The following is a 16719-nucleotide window of genomic DNA, read 5'->3' on the forward strand; positions in this document are numbered from 1 at the left end:
CTTATCGTTTTTATTCGCCCATTGCCGCCATCACCGCCGCAGAAAGACGCTTGTAAGTTCCATTATCTAATCGCTCTCTAATAGCATCAAATGCATTTAAAGTTTCTTCAACATCCTCTAAAGTATGTGTTGCTGTAGGAATTAATCTTAATAGAATCAATCCTTTAGGTATTACAGGGTAAACGACTATAGAACAGAATATTCCGTAATTTTCACGCAAATCTCTAACCAATGCCATAGCCTCAGGAATGCTTCCTTTTAAGTATACTGGCGTTACACAACTTTGAGTTGTTCCAATATCAAATCCACGAGCTTTTAAACCAGATTGTAATGCATCAACTATAGTCCAAAGATTCTTTTTTAACTCAGGCATAGTACGCAACATATCTAAACGTTTTAATGCGCCTACAACCAATTGCATTTGTAAAGACTTAGCGAACATTTGAGAACGCAAGTTATATTTAAGGTAATCTACAATTTCTTGATCTGCAGCAATAAAAGCACCAGTACTTGCCATAGATTTAGCAAAAGTTGCAAAGTACACATCAATATCATCTTGAACGCCTTGCTCTTCTCCTGCTCCTGCTCCGGTTGCTCCTAAGGTTCCAAAACCATGAGCATCATCAACAAATAATCTGAAATTAAATTTCTTTTTTAAAGCAACAATTTCTTTTAAACGCCCTTGTTCTCCTCGCATTCCAAAAACACCTTCAGAAATTACTAGAATCCCTCCACCTGTGTGTTCTGCCATTTTAGTGGCACGTTCTAAGTTTTTCTCTAAACTAACAACATCGTTATGCTTATAAGTAAAACGTTTTCCCATGTGTAAACGCACACCATCTATAATACAAGCATGAGCATCAACATCGTAAACAATAATATCGTCTTTAGAAACCAAAGCATCTATGGTAGACACCATACCTTGATAACCAAAATTTAAAAGATAAGCCGCTTCTTTACTAACAAAAGATGCTAATTCTTTTTGAAGCTGTTCATGTAAATCTGTATGACCAGACATCATTCTAGCTCCCATAGGGTAAGCAGAACCGTATTTGACCCCAGCTTCAGCATCAACCTTACGAACTTCAGGATGGTTTGCTAATCCTAAGTAATCGTTAATACTCCAGGTAATAACGTCTTTTCCTTGAAACTTCATACGATTAGAAATTTCTCCTTCTAGCTTAGGAAATACAAAATAACCTTCTGCTTGAGACGCCCATTTACCTAATGGCCCTTTGTCTTTATAAATTTTTTCGAATAAATCTTTCATTTAATATAATGGTATTGCTATTAAAACTAAGACATAACCTAAACTTGACAATCAATTTTAATAGAAAACTAAACATAAAATGTTTAAAATTAAAGAAGCCTTTAGTTATTAGTTAGTTGCTGCAAAATTAAATATTTATCTGGTTTGAGCATAATTTTTGAAGCCCAATTATTAACAATAATAAAAAAAGAGGTTAACTTTAGCTTAAACAGTAAAATTTCACCTCTATTTTAAGTATAAATTTTATTACTTTATGTATTGTATGTTTTCAGCAGCAGCTTCATTTATACTATCAAAGAAGCCTTGATCGTTCATCCACTTATCACTATACACCTTACTCATGTATCTCGCTCCGTGATCTGGAAAAATAACAACAACATAATCATTTTTAGAAAAACGACCTTCTTCTCCTAACTGCAATAAAGCCTGTGTTACTGCACCAGACGTATAACCAACAAACATACCTTCTGTTTTTGCTATTAATCTTGCAGTATGTGCGCTATCTTCGTCTGTTACTTTTACAAACTCATCTATAACATCAAAATCTGTAGCTGTAGGGATTAAATTCTTTCCTAACCCCTCAATTCTGTATGGATATATCTCTTTTTCATCAAACTCTCTAGTTTCATGATATTTTTTAATAACAGATCCAAAAGCATCAACACCTATAACTTTAATATCTGGGTTTTGTTCTTTTAAATACTTAGCTGTTCCAGAAATAGTTCCTCCGGTTCCACTACAAGCTAACAAATGTGTTACTTTACCTTCGGTTTGCTCCCAAATTTCTGGGCCTGTAGATTTGTAGTGTGCATCAATATTTAATTGATTAAAATATTGGTTAATATATACAGAGCCTTTCATTTCACTATGTAAGCGCTTTGCAACTTCATAATAAGACCTAGGATCGTCTGCACTAACGTGAGCAGGACAAACATAAACCTTTGCTCCCATTGTTTTTAGCATATCTATTTTGTCTGGAGACGATTTAGAACTTACTGCTAAAACACAATTATACCCTTTAATAATACTTACCATTGCTATACTAAAACCTGTATTACCTGAGGTTGTTTCAATAATGGTATCGCCAGGAGAAAGTATTCCTTTCTTTTCGGCTTGCTCAATAATATAAAGTGCAATTCTGTCTTTGGATGAGTGCCCAGGATTAAAGGATTCTACTTTTGCATAAAATTCACCTTTAAATTCAGAAGCTATTCTATTAAGTTTAACAAGCGGAGTATTACCTACTAAATCCAATACATTATCAAATACTTGATTTCTGTGTTTCATATAAGCTTTTTATAAACTGTAATATATTAAACGATCACAGCTCAAACCGAACAAAAATAAAACTTTTTTTTTAATCAACCATTAATCTCTTCCAAGTCCAGTAAAAACGCATACTCTAGAGCAACTTCTTTCAAACTTTCAAATCGACCTGATGCACCTCCATGACCAGAATCCATATCAGTATGCAACAACAACCTATTAGTATCTGTTTTAAGCTCTCTAAGTTTAGCTACCCATTTTGCTGGTTCCCAGTACTGTACTTGAGAATCATGTAAACCAGTAGTAACAAGCATATTAGGATAACTTTTGGCTTCTACATTATCATAAGGCGAATACGATTTCATATAATTATAATACGCAACCTCGTTTGGGTTTCCCCACTCATCATATTCACCAGTAGTTAAAGGAATAGTATCGTCAAGCATTGTAGTTACTACATCTACAAAGGGAACTGCAGCTAAAATACCATTATATAATTCTGGGTTCATATTAATAATAGCCCCCATTAATAAGCCCCCTGCTGAACCTCCATAAGCATATAAATGTTTATTTGAAGTATACTTTTCTTGAATTAAATATTTTGAGCAATCAATAAAATCTGTAAACGTATTTCTTTTATTAAGAAGTTTGCCATTCTCATACCATTCTCGTCCTAAATATTCACTACCTCTTATATGAGAAATTGCATAAATAAACCCTCTATCTAATAGGCTTAAACGGATACTAGAAAATGAAGGATCTGTAGTTGAACCATAAGAACCATAAGCATATTGCAGTAATGGGTTTGAACCGTCTAGCTTAATTCCTTTTCTGTAAACTATCGAAATAGGAACCTTTACACCATCTCTAGAAGTAGCCCAAATACGTTTTGATTCATAATTGCTTTTTTTAAACTTCCCTCCTAAAACTTCTTGCTCTTTTTTAACTTCGCTTAGCTTTGTTTTTAAATTATAATCAATTACAGAACTTGGAGTTATTAACGAATTATAGCCATACCTTAACCAATCACTTTCAAAATCTGGATTGTTACCAATGTAAGTTGTATAAGTTTCTGATTGAACTGGCAAATAATAATCTTCAGAATTATCCCAACTCATAATTCTGAGTCTATTAAGACCGTTTTCACGCTCATTTACGACCAAATAATCTTTAAATATTTCAATATCTTCAATTAAAGCCGTTTTTCTGTGTTGTATAACATCTTTCCAATGTTGTTTCTCAGTATTATTTTCGCTCGCCTTAGAAACTTTAAAGTTTGTGGCACCATCTATATTTGATATAATGTAAAAACTGTCATTATAATGCGCAATGTTATATTCTAAATCTTTGGTGCGCTCTTGAAAAACATTAAAATCACCTTCTGGAGTATCCGCATTCAAAAAACGATATTCTGAAGACAATGTACTTGAAGACCCTATAACAATATACTTTCTTGATTTTGTTTTGTATACAAACGTGTTGAAGGTTTCATCTGCTTCATGATAGACCTCTACATCTGTTTTGCTCTCTGTAAATAATTTATGCTTAAATATTTTATGAGAACGCAAAGTAACAGCATCCTTCATGGCATAAAATAGGGTTTTATTATCATTAGCCCAGGTAATACTTCCTGTCGTATTTAAAATCTTATCTAAATAGATTTCGCCAGTAACTAAATTTTTAATTTGAATAGTATATTGGCGCCTGCTAACTGTATCTATTGAGAATGCAGCCAAGGTATTATCTGGGCTTATAGAAATACCACCTAAATTAAAATAAGAATGGTCTTTAGCCATATCATTACAATCAAAAAGTAGCTCCTCTTTTGCCTTAAGTGTTTCCTTTTTGCGAACATAAATGGGGTAATCTTTTCCAGACTCATATTTGGTGAGGTACCAATAACCATTTAACTTATAAGGCACAGAAGTATCTTCTTCTTTAATCCTGCCTTTCATTTCCTCAAATAAATGATTTTGAAAATCTTTAGTATGACTCATCAATTGGTTAGTATAATCATTCTCGGCATTCAAATAATCTATAACTTCTTTATTTTCTCTATTATTTAGCCAATAATAATTATCAATTCTGGCATCATTATGAATTGTTAATTCCTTTGGAATTTGTTTAGCTATTGGGATTTGATTTATTTTTTTCAATGAAATATTATTTAAGCTATCAAAAATAGAAAATTTAAATAGCTTTGTATTGTAATAATTAATTTAAAAAAATATGTTTGGAGATATGATGAATATGATGGGTAAACTTAAAGAAACCCAAAAGAAAGTTGAAGAAACTAAAAAGCGATTAGATACAGTTCTAATTGATGAATCTAGTAATGATGGCAAACTTAAAGTAACTTTAACTGCTAATAGAACTATAAAATCTGTTACCATTGATGATGAATTACTTCAAGACAAAGAACAACTTGAAGATTACTTAATTCTTACATTAAATAAAGCTATTGAAAAAGCATCAAAAATAAATGAAACTGAATTAGCAGCAGTAGCAAAAGAAGGTATGCCGAATATTCCTGGTATGGATTTATTTAAATAACCAATCACTAGACCTTATTATATATTCAATTTATCACAGGTTCCACTAATAGATATTCAACAATCAACACCTTAATTAACAAATTCAACAAAAAACAACATCGTTAAAACGTTAAAAACTTTATATGAAATGTTAAAAAAAACCGACAAGATGTAATACAAAATTCATAAATCTAATAGTTTGGTATTTGGTCTAATAAAACCGTTACGAATTAGACCATGCAATATATTTGTAGATGTAAATTGTAAAAAACTATTTTATATTATGAAACACATTACCAAACTTTTTTTATTAGCAATACTTGTAGTATTTGCTTCGTGTCAAAATGAGACACTATCTGAGGGAGCATCTTCAATAGCTGAAGATGAATTAGCAATGGAAGACCAAATCTTAGTCTCTGATGGAGAAGAAGACGAGACTTTCGTTTTAAATAATGACTTAGAAGCTGAAATGCCTGCTCAAGAGCTTTCTTTTTCTTTATCAAGTGATTCTAAATCACATGGAAGCGCTTCATCAGAAGGAGATTTAGAGGCTTTAGAATTAAGCTTACCGGAATCTGTAAGCCTTAGTACAACTGAAAACCCTGCAGATAATGCATATTTTACTTTTGAAATTTTAGATACAGACTTAGCAGCAACAGGCTTAGAAGGATGGTGTGGAGATGTTGATGGATATTTAGAAGTTGAAGGTCCTTATACGTTTAATGTTTATTCAAGTTATGAAGATTTTCCGACTGAAGGTAATTTTGAAAACCCTCAAAATATGCCAGCAGTAAACTGGTTAATGAACCAAGATTATATTGGTAAAGTAAGTCCTATTTCAGGAGAAACTTATACTTATGGAATGGTTCAATGGGCTATTTGGCAACTTTTAGATGATAATAACTGTAGAGCTTGTTTTTATTTAACAGGTGATGATAAGGATGGATGGAGATCAAATAGTGATGCTTTAGAACCTATAGCAATGGAAATGGTTGATGCTGCTTTAGAAAACGGATTAGACTTTGTACCTGGCTATGGAGAACAAGTTGCTCTTTTATTTATAGCTCCAGATCGTAACCCTTCAAATCAAATAATTCAATCAGTAATTCAAATGGTTGACGTTCCTGCTAAAGTAGAACCTTGTAGCGATTGTGACGGAAAAGTGACTGAATTAGCATTAGAATTTGATTGGAGATGTGCAAAGAAAGTTGATCTTGTTCAAAGATATGAGAACACTTGTTACGGAAAAAGAATTTACTGTAATAGATATACGCAACCTGGTGAAATAATTAACGTTTCTGGTGCAAACCATGACGGAACTTTCGGAAAGTATATTTACATATACATTAACAACTGTTACTATACTAAAATCAAAACTGATTGTGATGTTAACATCGGTCCTGGTTATATAAGAGGTGTATTTAATGTAATTAGCGGAGAGAGCAGCAACGGTGGCGAACTTTGTGAATATGTTAAAACATACAATGACGGTTGTCGTAGATACTGGTAGAAACTAGTAAAATTAGATATAAACTAAAAACAGGAGCTAAATCAGCTCCTGTTTTTTTGTTTAATTTTAATAATAACTCTAAAAAGAGCTAAAATTATTAATTAACTTCTCATGTTTAGCATTTGTATAATCTAAATGTGTTACTATTCTAAGTTTTTTGTTTCCCATACTAATCATATATATGTTTTTATTGGCTAACCTCGAAATAAACAATTTTTCATCAACATCGTCATTAAGCTCAAAAATCACAATATTAGTTTCTACCTGCTCTACTTTTTTAATAATTGATAATTTAAGAAGCTCCGCCTCTATTTCTTTCGCTTTTTTATGGTCTTCCCTTAATCTATTAATATTATTATCTAAGGCATACAATCCTGCTCCCGCTAAATAACCAGCTTGTCTCATATTGCCGCCAAATATTTTTCTTATTCTTAAGGCATCTTTCATAATTTCATTATCACCTACTAAAACAGAACCTATAGGGCAGCCTAACCCTTTACTTAAACACACAGATATGGTATCAAATGCTCCCCCATATTGTTTAGTGCTTTCATTTTTTACAACTAAAGCATTCCACAAACGGGCACCATCTAAATGAAACCCCAATTGATTCTTATTACAAACATCTTTTATTCTTAAAAGCTCATTAAAATCCCAACATGCACCACCACCTTTGTTTGTTGTATTTTCAATTTCCACTAAACTAGTCTTACTGTAATAATAAGCATCTGGATTAATAGCTTCTTCAACTTGTTTGGCAGTAAACATACCTTGATTACCATCAATTAATTTACAAGACACACCACTATTAAAAGATGCACCACCAGATTCGTAATTATATATATGTGCATATTTATCACAAATTACTTGATCTCCAGGGTTAGTATGCAATTTCAATGCGGTTTGGTTAGCCATCGTTCCACTAGGAAAAAATAAAGCTTGGTCTTTACCAAACATATCTGCAATTTTACGTTCTAATACGTTAACAGTTTCATCTTCTCTAAATACATCATCTCCAACTTTAGCTTGCATCATTGCTTCTAACATAGGTTTTGATGGTTTTGTTACAGTATCACTTCTTAAATCTATAATCATTTATCGATTCTATTCGTTAAAAAGACAATTTGTCTATTAAATATTAAAATAAAAATAATCTTTAAAATTTATGTTTATTTAGAGTAAGTTTCATTTTACCTGAAGATAATTGTGGAATCTCATTAACATATTCAGTATTTATTATCGCATCGTCTCCTAAAAACTGTTTCAGCATTTTAACCATTTTCTCTTCTTGTTTAAACACACCATCAATATTGATTCTTACTAGATACGTTTTTTCACCTTCTTGTATCAATTGAGATTGTTTAAACTCCGGAAAGTATTCCAACTCATACACAACAGTAGTCATTATTTTACCTTTTGTATCGTAAATGGTATCCATTCTTCTTCCTTCAACTTTAAAAAACGACGGAGCTCCATTAAAACTGCTCTTTTCAACATCCATTATTGCTAAATCACCTGTATCGTATCTAATAAGAGGCATGTTAAAGTTAAATAAATCTGTAACAACAACTCTTCCTAAGGTACCAAAACTAACAGGAATATCTTTTTCTAAATCAAGTATTTCTATATAATAACTAGCCCAATTTATATGAAAATTATTGCCTCCATTTTTTATTTGTTGTGATAATATACCATTCTCCATATTAGAGTAGCGAGATAAAATATCAAAATCAAAATACTTTTTTACAGCTTTTTTAGTCGGTTCTCCTAATGGCTCTGCATTAGCTATCATAGAACTAATATTAGTCTTTATTGGTGGCGAATTAACAGATTCTAAATATTTACAAATTTCCCTAAATGAAGAGGTATAACCAATAAAAGCCTTGGTCGAATTCCCTTTAGTAATATCTTTTATTAATTTAGGAATGTTTTCTCCGTCTATTTCTTTAACATTAATAGTTTTAATATTTTGCAAAAAAGAAACTAAAAACCCTTTATTAAGAATACCTCCCCAAGCTCTTATATAAAATAACTTATGCCCTATTTTATAACCGGACTTTTCACTAAAATATAAGGTGTCGGCCGTATTTCTCTGTTTTTTATTAATATCTTGAAATACTACAAGTGGCGTTCCTGTTGACCCACTTGTACTAACTTCAAAACTTGGTTCGTTTTTATATTTTATGGAAAGAAAATCATCTAAATGTTCTCTAAGCATAAGTTTATTTACAACCGGAAAATCAGAAATAGAATTAAAACCTTTTTTTTCAAAGTAATAAGGAACTGTTTCCACGGCATGATTTAGAAGTTTTATTAAATAATCACTTCTTCTTTTTTTGGATTCATCGCTATCAAAATTCTCTAGAACGTGTTCTATATCATTAAAATGATTTCTTACTTTACTTCCTTTAATAAAATCAAGACACCAAAATGAGTAATACCTAACTTTTTCTAATACTTTCATCTTTTAATATATAAAACAAATTAACAAAAAAAAACTTAAGCTTTTAATAGAATAAGTTTTGAAATCATAGTTCCAAATAAAAAAATGTCGAGTTTATTTTTCTATTTTTGTTTAAAATAATTGAATATGATAACATCAGATCAAATTAAAGATCTAAATACACGCCTCGACAAACTTAGGCACTACCTTTGACATAGATGCCAAATTAATAGAAATACAAAACGAAGAAGAACAAACCTTCGACCCCAATTTCTGGAATGACCCAAAAGCTGCCGAAGTTATTATGAAAGCGCTTCGAGTAAAGAAAAAATGGGTTCAAGATTACAAAGATTTAAAAACATTAATTGAAGACCTTGAAGTCATTTATGAATTTTTCAAGGAAGAAGAAGCGACACTACAAGATGTTGAAAATAGGTTTAACAAAGCATCTGTTTTACTAGAAGATATTGAATTTAGAAATATGCTTTCTGAGGAAGGTGATAATTTAAGTGCCGTGTTACAAATTACAGCTGGTGCTGGTGGCACAGAGAGTTGCGATTGGGCAAGTATGCTTATGCGTATGTACTTAATGTATGCCGAAAAGAGTGGTTTTAAAGTAAAAGAATTAAACTTTCAAGAAGGCGATGTAGCAGGTATTAAAACGGTGACTTTGGAGATTCAAGGTGATTTTGCCTTTGGTTGGCTAAAAGGAGAAAACGGTGTGCACAGATTAGTGAGAATTTCTCCGTTTGATAGTAACGCAAAACGCCATACAAGTTTTGCATCCGTTTATGTTTACCCGTTAGTTGATGATACCATTGAAATTGAAATAAACCCTGCCGATATAGAAATTACCACAGCACGTTCTAGTGGTGCTGGTGGGCAAAATGTAAATAAAGTGGAAACTAAAGTACAGCTAACCCACAAGCCATCTGGTATTCAAATTTCATGTTCTGAAACTCGCTCTCAACACGATAACAGATCAAGAGCCATGCAAATGTTGAAGTCTCAGTTATATGAAATTGAACTTCAAAAACAGTTATCACAACGAGAAGATATTGAAGCTGGAAAAATGAAAATTGAATGGGGAAGCCAAATTAGAAATTATGTGATGCACCCATACAAATTAGTAAAAGATGTAAGGACTGCTCATGAAACGGGTAATGTTGATGCCGTGATGGATGGAAATATAGATGAGTTTTTAAAATCTTATTTAATGGCTATGGGGCAAAAAATTGAAGACGATAATCAATTATGAAAAAAATTGACACTATAATATTCGATCTTGGCGGTGTTCTAATAGATTGGAATCCTGAATATGTTTTTTTAGATGTTTTCGACGGAGATCAAAATAAAACACAATGGTTTCTTGATAATATATGCACAAGCGATTGGAACGAAAATCAAGATGCTGGTTACCCAATTGCTCAAGCTACTGAGGATCGAGTTTTACTTTTTCCCGAGTACGAAAAAGAAATACGACAATTTTATGGGAGATGGACAGAAATGTTAGGTGGTGAAATTACTGGAACAGTAGAGATTCTAAAAAAGTTTGTTGATTTAAAAAAATTTAAAGTTGTTGCTTTAACAAATTGGAGCACAGAAACCTTCCCTATTGCACTAAAAAAGTTTAATTTTTTGCATTGGTTTGAAGGCATTATAGTTTCTGGAGAGGAAAAAACCAGAAAACCTTTTAATGACATTTATAATTTAACTTTAGAAAAGTTTAATATAAAAGCTGAACATTCTATTTTTATTGATGACAACCTTAGAAATATTGAAGCAGCTAGTAAACTGGGAATACATGGTATTCACTTTAAATCACCAGAATTACTCATTCAACAATTAAAAACTTTTAATATTAATTTATAATGATAAAAATATACCATAATAACCGTTGTAGTAAATCTCGTAGCGGACTAGAACTTTTAGAAAAATCTGGTAAAGATTTTGAAGTAGTTAAATACCTTGAAAATGTGCCTTCAATTAAAGAATTAAGAGATATCATCAAGCTTTTAAACATAAAACCAATAGCATTAGTTAGAAAAAACGAAGCCATTTGGAAAGAAAAATTTAAGAATAAAGATTTAAGTGATTCTGATATTATTGCTGCAATGGCCGAATACCCAAAGCTTATAGAACGTCCAATTGTAATAAACGGAAATAAAGCTGTTATTGGCAGACCAACTGAATTAATTTCTACAATTTTATAGCATTATCCCTTAATTTCATTAACATAAATTTAACCTATTACCATTAAACCTTAAACTAAATTTGCTGTCAAATTAATTAAGGTTTAAAAGTTTTTTTATGGTTAAAAGTTACACGTTTCTCTTAATAATTTTATGTTTTTCTACTATGCTTTCTTTTGCTCAAAAATCGGAAGCAAAAGAAGTTAATATTTCAGGGCATGTTTTTGATAAAGAAACAAATCTTCCATTAGAGTATGCAACTATAGCCTTTTCAAACAAAAGTGAAAACAAAATAGTTACTGGAGGAATCACTGACATAAAGGGGGATTTCAGCATTCCAGTTTCTACCGGAATTTACGATATTACTATTGAATATATTTCATTTAAAACAATTACTCTTCTAAATAGAAAAATAACAAAATCTGAAAACATTGGTGATTTTTATCTTGAAATTGATGCCGAAGCTTTAGGAGAAGTAGAAATTATAGCAGAAAGAACAACGGTAGAATTAAAACTAGATAAAAAAATATACAATGTAGGTAAAGACTTAACTGTAAGAGGCGGTACAGTTAGCGATATTTTAGATAATGTCCCCTCTGTTTCGGTAGATGTTGAAGGTAATGTAGCTTTAAGAGGAAATGATAATGTGCGCATTTTAATTAATGGAAAACCATCTGGTTTGGTTGGTTTAAATTCTACTGACGCTTTGCGCCAGCTTCCAGCAGAATCTATAGAACGGGTGGAAATTATCACCTCGCCTTCAGCAAGATATGATGCCGAAGGTACCGCTGGAATTTTGAATATTATTTTACGAAGAAGTAAGTTACAAGGTTTAAATGGTGCGATAACAACTAATATCGGACATCCAACTTCTGCAGGAATATCAGGGAATATAAACTACAGAACTGGCGATTTTAATTTCTTTAACACCTCTGGTTACAGTTATAGAGAATCTCCAGGTAATGCCTTATCAGAAACCCATTATTTCAATGAATATTATGATGAGGATTTAATGATAGATGTAAATGATCCTGACACCTTTTTAAATGAATTTCGCGATTTTGATAGAGTTAGAAAGGGCTTTACTACCAATACAGGTTTTGAGTGGTATATTAATGAAACAACTTCCGTTACAACCTCTATGGTTTATAGAGATAGTGATAATACGTCTGACACCAAAAACTTAATAACAGAGCTTGATTTAAACGGTAATTTATTAAACCAATCTACCAGATTAGAACCTGAATTGGAAGATGACAAAACCATTCAATATGCTTTTAATTTCGACAAACAATTTAATGGTAATTCTGAACATAGATTAACTTTCGACTTTCAATATGAAGAAGCCAAAGAAGTTGAAAAAGCTATTATTAATGAAAATGGAATTGATACTGAAGATGTTGAGACAGTTGAAATTCAAAACGAAATACTTTTACAAACAGACTACGTTCAGCCCATTGGAGAGCAAGGCCAATTAGAATTCGGTTATCGTGGTAATTTTAACGAATTAAATACAGATTACGAATTAGCGTTTAACGAAGATGGCGAATTTGTTTTAGACGCCGATGTAAGTAACAACCTGATTTATAGAGAACATGTAAATGCAGCATACACACAGTTTGGAAGCAAAATAAAAGAGCGTTTTTCATATCTTTTAGGTTTACGTGTTGAAGATACACGGATTACAATAGAGCAAATTACAAGTAATCAATTTGAAAGAAAAACTTATACAGAGTTTTTTCCAACGGTAAATTTAGCTTATGAAATTTCAGAAGATCAAAGTTTTACGCTTGGATATAACAGAAGAATTAGACGGCCACGGTCCCGTTACATCAACCCATTCCCATCAAGAAGTAGCGCAACAAACTTATTTCAAGGAAATCCAGACCTAAATCCAAGCTATTCAAATTCGGTTGATTTAGGATACTTAAATAAACTTGGTAATGTTACCTTAAATTCTTCCATATATTTCACTCATGCAACAGATGTTTTTACGTTTATTAATGAAGACTCAGGAGAATTTGCTAATGTGAATGGAACAGATATACCTATTATTAGAAGAACACCAATAAATTTAGCAAGTAACGACAGAATGGGCTTCGAATTTACTGTAAGCTACCGCCCAAATAAAAAATGGAGTTTAAATAGTAATTTTAATCTTTTTGACTCAAAAACAAGAGGCGATTATAACGGTGTAACTTATGATGCTAATAATTTAAGCTGGTTTATTAGGCTTAATAATAAATATACTCTACCTGGCGATATCGATTGGCAAACTAGATTGTTTTATGGCGGACCAAGTGAAGATGCTCAAAATAAAAATAAAGGTATATTCTCCTCAAATTTAGCTTTTAGCAAAGATTTGTTTAATAATAAATCGTCTATTGCATTTTCAATAAGCGATGTGTTTAATAGCAGAAAGCGAAGAACAAATTCATATACCGCAACGTTTAATAGTTATTCTGAATATCAACGTCGAGAAAGAAGTTTTAACCTATCATTCACACACAGATTTAATCAAACCCAAACAAAAGAACGTGAAAAAAGTAATGGTAATGGAGAAGGCAACGACTTTGGTTTCGATGAATAATTCTAAATTATACTATAATAAAAAAGGGGAAACTAAATTAGTTTCCCCTGTTTTATATATTATTTTATGGTTTAAGCTTGACGCTTAGCTTTCTTTTCTTCTTTAATTTCCTTTAATCTTTCAATTATAGAACCTCCTATCCAATAAGGAATAACAAAAGTTAATAAGAATATCATTAACCAAAATCCTATTGTTAAAATAGTTAAGAATGCTAAAAAGCCTAAATACTGGTCAAAATCAAACATAATTGTAATTTTCTTTTATAAATACTTGCGCAAAGATAATGCAAAGCTATTTGTTATACAATATCAAAATAAGATTTATTAACAGAGTTATTCACTAATCAAATTGTTAACATAATATCTATATTCTCTAGATTAATAGATTTTAGACTTTTTTAAATAAAATAAGACGTGTTTAAATGTTAAAAAGAAGTCGTAAAAACTAACAAAAATCATAATTAAAAACATCTTAAAAGAATTATCTTAGCATCTTATAATTAAAGCAATTTTAAAATGAGTTACAGAATAGAAAAAGATACAATGGGCGAGGTAAAAGTACCTGCAGATAAACTTTGGGGTGCACAAACAGAACGTTCAAGAAACAACTTTAAAATAGGACCTTCTGCGTCTATGCCACTAGAAATAGTTTATGGGTTTGCTTATTTAAAAAAGGCTGCTGCATATACCAATTGTGAATTAGGAGCTTTGGCTATTGAGAAAAGAGATTTAATAGCTCAAGTTTGTGATGAAATTTTAGAGAGCAAACATGATGATCAATTTCCATTGGTTATTTGGCAAACTGGTTCTGGAACACAAAGCAACATGAATGTTAATGAAGTTGTTGCAAATAGAGCGCACCAGTTAGCAGGAAAAGTGATTGGTGAAGGCGACAAAACAATTCAACCGAATGATGATGTAAATAAATCACAATCATCAAATGATACGTTTCCTACGGGCATGCATATTGCTGCTTATAAAAAAATAGTAGAAACAACTATTCCTGGGGTTAAACAATTACGAAATACGTTAAAGAATAAATCTGAAGCCTTTAAAAATGTTGTAAAAATAGGTAGAACACACCTTATGGATGCAACACCTTTAACCTTAGGTCAAGAATTATCTGGTTATGTAGCTCAATTAGATCATGGCTTAAAATCGCTTGAAAACACGTTATCACATTTAAGTGAATTAGCGCTTGGTGGTACTGCTGTAGGAACAGGGTTAAACACACCAAAAGGTTACAGTAAACGCGTTGCAGAATATATTGCAGAATTTACAGGATTACCATTTGTAACTGCACCCAATAAATTTGAAGCTTTAGCTGCTCATGATGCCTTAGTCGAGACTCATGGTGCTTTAAAACAGTTGGCTGTATCTTTAAATAAAATAGCTAATGATATTAGAATGATGGCTTCTGGACCACGTTCTGGTATTGGAGAAATTATTATACCTGCAAACGAGCCAGGAAGTTCAATTATGCCAGGAAAAGTAAACCCAACACAATGTGAAGCATTAACTATGGTTTGTGCTCAAGTTATGGGTAACGATGTCGCGGTTTCTGTTGGAGGTATGCAAGGACATTATGAATTGAATGTATTTAAACCAGTTATGGCAGCCAACGTATTACAATCGGCGCAATTAATTGGAGATGCATGTGCTAGTTTTGAAGAAAATTGTGCTGTTGGTATAGAACCTAATCAAGAAGTTATTACTAAGCTTTTAAATAACTCTTTAATGTTAGTAACTGCTTTAAACACAAAAATAGGCTATTATAAATCTGCAGAAATAGCTAATACTGCTCATAAAAATGGTACAACTTTAAAAGAAGAAGCTATTAATTTAGGGTATGTTACTGCTGAAGATTACGATGCTTGGGTAAAACCAGAAGATATGGTAGGTAGTCTTAAATAATATAAAAACATATTACTAAGAAAAAAGACAGGTAAATTATATTTGCCTGTCTTTTTGGTTGGTTAGTTATATATCCTTAATAAATTATTCTCTAAAAAGGAAAACAGGTAAATATATAACTAACTTACTGTCCGGGAATTAACATTTGTTAAATCACTCAAGTTTTTTTCTAATTCTACTTAATTGTACTGCAGTTATACCTAAATAAGAAGCTATGTGATATTGTGGTATAATTTCATCAACACCAGGTAATTGTTTTCTTAACTCTAAATATCTATCTGTTGCATTTAAAGATATTAACTCCACTAGGCGTTTTTCATAAGACATATAAACACTTTCCAAAACTTTAGAATAAAACATGTTAAGAGATTCATGCTTTTTACACAATTCCATTAATTTATAAAAATCAATTTCATAAACTTCAGAATCGTTAAGTGCTTCAAATGTAAAAGATGAAGACTTCTTTTGAATTAAATCGGCAACCGGCCCGGCAAAACTTATTGGTAAATAAAAGCCTTTATTAAATTCTTTACCCGATTCGGTGATTAGGAAACAACGTAAAACTCCAGAAACAAGCATAAATACTTTTGAAGGAATTTCACCTAATTTTACAAGTTGTTTTCCTTCCTTAATTGTCTTTAATTCTGTGATTTTTAAAAGGTCTTCAATAAGTTCCTCTGGAACTTCACTAAAAGTATTTAAAAAATCATAATGAGACTCATTATAGTCCATAAACATTGGTTTTTAATAAACCGTAAATGATATGTATCAAATACAATTTAAGCATCAACACAAACTAAGAAACATTTGATTGATTGGTTAGATAGGGTTTAAAAGAGAATTCAATTTACTCATTTTATTTCTATTTCTTTAAAATTCTCTATAATTAGCAAAAAAAACTTGTTTAGATGCAAATCAAAATACATTATAAATTAATCTGATAGAGTAAATATTAATTTCAATTTATTGCATAAAAAAACCCCAAACATTTAAGTTTGAGG

Annotated in this window: 14 protein-coding genes; 7 read left to right on the forward strand and 7 right to left on the reverse strand. The window is 31.4% G+C overall.

The window, feature by feature from the left end; all coding sequences use genetic code 11:
• Positions 1-10 precede the first annotated feature (10 nt).
• The 3 genes from SJY43_RS12960 to SJY43_RS12970 all read right to left on the reverse strand — a co-directional run bounded on the left by SJY43_RS12960 (position 11) and on the right by SJY43_RS12970 (position 4692).
• Entirely contained in the window at positions 11-1270 is a 1260-nt protein-coding gene (locus SJY43_RS12960) for an aminotransferase class I/II-fold pyridoxal phosphate-dependent enzyme (protein ID WP_396601168.1), read from the reverse strand.
• 246 nt (positions 1271-1516) lie between these two features.
• Positions 1517-2557 carry a PLP-dependent cysteine synthase family protein gene (locus tag SJY43_RS12965; RefSeq protein WP_396601169.1) on the reverse strand — a complete coding sequence of 347 codons (1041 nt, stop codon included), beginning with the start codon at positions 2555-2557 and terminating at the stop codon, positions 1517-1519.
• A gap of 74 nt (positions 2558-2631) precedes the next feature.
• A complete protein-coding gene (locus SJY43_RS12970) occupies positions 2632-4692 on the reverse strand; it encodes a S9 family peptidase (RefSeq protein ID WP_396601170.1) in 2061 nt (686 codons plus the stop codon).
• A 73-nt stretch (positions 4693-4765) separates the two neighbouring features.
• On the opposite strand from SJY43_RS12970, the gene SJY43_RS12975 reads away from it, so the two are divergent.
• A complete protein-coding gene (locus SJY43_RS12975; protein ID WP_396601171.1) occupies positions 4766-5089 on the forward strand; it encodes a YbaB/EbfC family nucleoid-associated protein in 324 nt (107 codons plus the stop codon).
• A 264-nt stretch (positions 5090-5353) separates the two neighbouring features.
• Positions 5354-6580: a hypothetical protein gene (locus SJY43_RS12980; RefSeq protein ID WP_396601172.1), complete on the forward strand. Its 1227-nt coding sequence runs from the start codon at positions 5354-5356 to the stop codon at positions 6578-6580.
• A 78-nt stretch (positions 6581-6658) separates the two neighbouring features.
• Here SJY43_RS12980 and SJY43_RS12985 read toward each other — a convergent pair whose 3' ends face one another.
• Both SJY43_RS12985 and SJY43_RS12990 read right to left on the reverse strand, forming a co-directional pair.
• On the reverse strand, positions 6659-7675 hold the full coding sequence (locus SJY43_RS12985; RefSeq protein WP_396601173.1) for a threonine aldolase family protein: 1017 nt from the start codon (positions 7673-7675) through the stop codon (positions 6659-6661).
• Positions 7676-7736: 61 nt separating this feature from the next.
• A complete protein-coding gene (locus SJY43_RS12990) occupies positions 7737-9044 on the reverse strand; it encodes a CoF synthetase (protein ID WP_396601174.1) in 1308 nt (435 codons plus the stop codon).
• A 126-nt stretch (positions 9045-9170) separates the two neighbouring features.
• On the opposite strand from SJY43_RS12990, the gene prfB reads away from it, so the two are divergent.
• The 4 genes from prfB (at position 9171) to SJY43_RS13010 (ending at position 13805) form a co-directional block, all read left to right on the forward strand.
• A protein-coding gene (prfB, locus tag SJY43_RS12995) for a peptide chain release factor 2 (protein WP_396601175.1) occupies positions 9171-10281 on the forward strand; the annotation gives its coding sequence in 2 pieces (ribosomal slippage) (positions 9171-9233 and positions 9235-10281; 1110 coding nt in all).
• Positions 10278-10895 carry an HAD family hydrolase gene (locus SJY43_RS13000; RefSeq protein WP_396601176.1) on the forward strand — a complete coding sequence of 206 codons (618 nt, stop codon included), beginning with the start codon at positions 10278-10280 and terminating at the stop codon, positions 10893-10895. The genes prfB and SJY43_RS13000 overlap by 4 nt, the downstream gene beginning before the upstream one ends.
• Positions 10895-11236: an arsenate reductase (glutaredoxin) gene (gene arsC, locus SJY43_RS13005; protein WP_396601177.1), complete on the forward strand. Its 342-nt coding sequence runs from the start codon at positions 10895-10897 to the stop codon at positions 11234-11236. Before SJY43_RS13000 ends, arsC begins: the two co-directional genes overlap by 1 nt.
• A gap of 97 nt (positions 11237-11333) precedes the next feature.
• On the forward strand, positions 11334-13805 hold the full coding sequence (locus tag SJY43_RS13010; RefSeq protein ID WP_396601178.1) for a TonB-dependent receptor domain-containing protein: 2472 nt from the start codon (positions 11334-11336) through the stop codon (positions 13803-13805).
• Between the two features lie 71 nt (positions 13806-13876).
• On the opposite strand, the gene SJY43_RS13015 is transcribed toward SJY43_RS13010, so the two are convergent.
• The gene (locus SJY43_RS13015) at positions 13877-14050 is read right to left on the reverse strand and encodes a hypothetical protein (protein WP_396601179.1); all 174 of its coding nucleotides are present in this window, start codon (positions 14048-14050) and stop codon (positions 13877-13879) included.
• A 270-nt stretch (positions 14051-14320) separates the two neighbouring features.
• Here SJY43_RS13015 and fumC point away from each other — a divergent pair, with 270 nt between their 5' ends.
• Positions 14321-15718: a class II fumarate hydratase gene (gene fumC, locus SJY43_RS13020; RefSeq protein ID WP_396601180.1), complete on the forward strand. Its 1398-nt coding sequence runs from the start codon at positions 14321-14323 to the stop codon at positions 15716-15718.
• Positions 15719-15871: 153 nt separating this feature from the next.
• Here fumC and SJY43_RS13025 read toward each other — a convergent pair whose 3' ends face one another.
• A complete protein-coding gene (locus tag SJY43_RS13025) occupies positions 15872-16450 on the reverse strand; it encodes a Crp/Fnr family transcriptional regulator (protein ID WP_396601181.1) in 579 nt (192 codons plus the stop codon).
• Positions 16451-16719 lie beyond the last annotated feature (269 nt).

It is taken from the genome of Algibacter sp. R77976 (assembly GCF_044594645.1).
GTDB lineage: Bacteria > Bacteroidota > Bacteroidia > Flavobacteriales > Flavobacteriaceae > Algibacter_B.

Coding starts and splice junctions, on each gene's coding strand:
- SJY43_RS12960 (WP_396601168.1), bottom strand. CDS start 1,270: ATGAAAGATTTATTCGAAAAAATTTATAAAGACAAAGGGCCATTAGGT.
- SJY43_RS12965 (WP_396601169.1), bottom strand. CDS start 2,557: ATGAAACACAGAAATCAAGTATTTGATAATGTATTGGATTTAGTAGGT.
- SJY43_RS12975 (WP_396601171.1), top strand. CDS start 4,766: ATGTTTGGAGATATGATGAATATGATGGGTAAACTTAAAGAAACCCAA.
- SJY43_RS12980 (WP_396601172.1), top strand. CDS start 5,354: ATGAAACACATTACCAAACTTTTTTTATTAGCAATACTTGTAGTATTT.
- SJY43_RS12985 (WP_396601173.1), bottom strand. CDS start 7,675: ATGATTATAGATTTAAGAAGTGATACTGTAACAAAACCATCAAAACCT.
- SJY43_RS12990 (WP_396601174.1), bottom strand. CDS start 9,044: ATGAAAGTATTAGAAAAAGTTAGGTATTACTCATTTTGGTGTCTTGAT.
- SJY43_RS13000 (WP_396601176.1), top strand. CDS start 10,278: ATGAAAAAAATTGACACTATAATATTCGATCTTGGCGGTGTTCTAATA.
- arsC (WP_396601177.1), top strand. CDS start 10,895: ATGATAAAAATATACCATAATAACCGTTGTAGTAAATCTCGTAGCGGA.
- SJY43_RS13010 (WP_396601178.1), top strand. CDS start 11,334: ATGGTTAAAAGTTACACGTTTCTCTTAATAATTTTATGTTTTTCTACT.
- SJY43_RS13015 (WP_396601179.1), bottom strand. CDS start 14,050: ATGTTTGATTTTGACCAGTATTTAGGCTTTTTAGCATTCTTAACTATT.
- fumC (WP_396601180.1), top strand. CDS start 14,321: ATGAGTTACAGAATAGAAAAAGATACAATGGGCGAGGTAAAAGTACCT.
- SJY43_RS13025 (WP_396601181.1), bottom strand. CDS start 16,450: ATGGACTATAATGAGTCTCATTATGATTTTTTAAATACTTTTAGTGAA.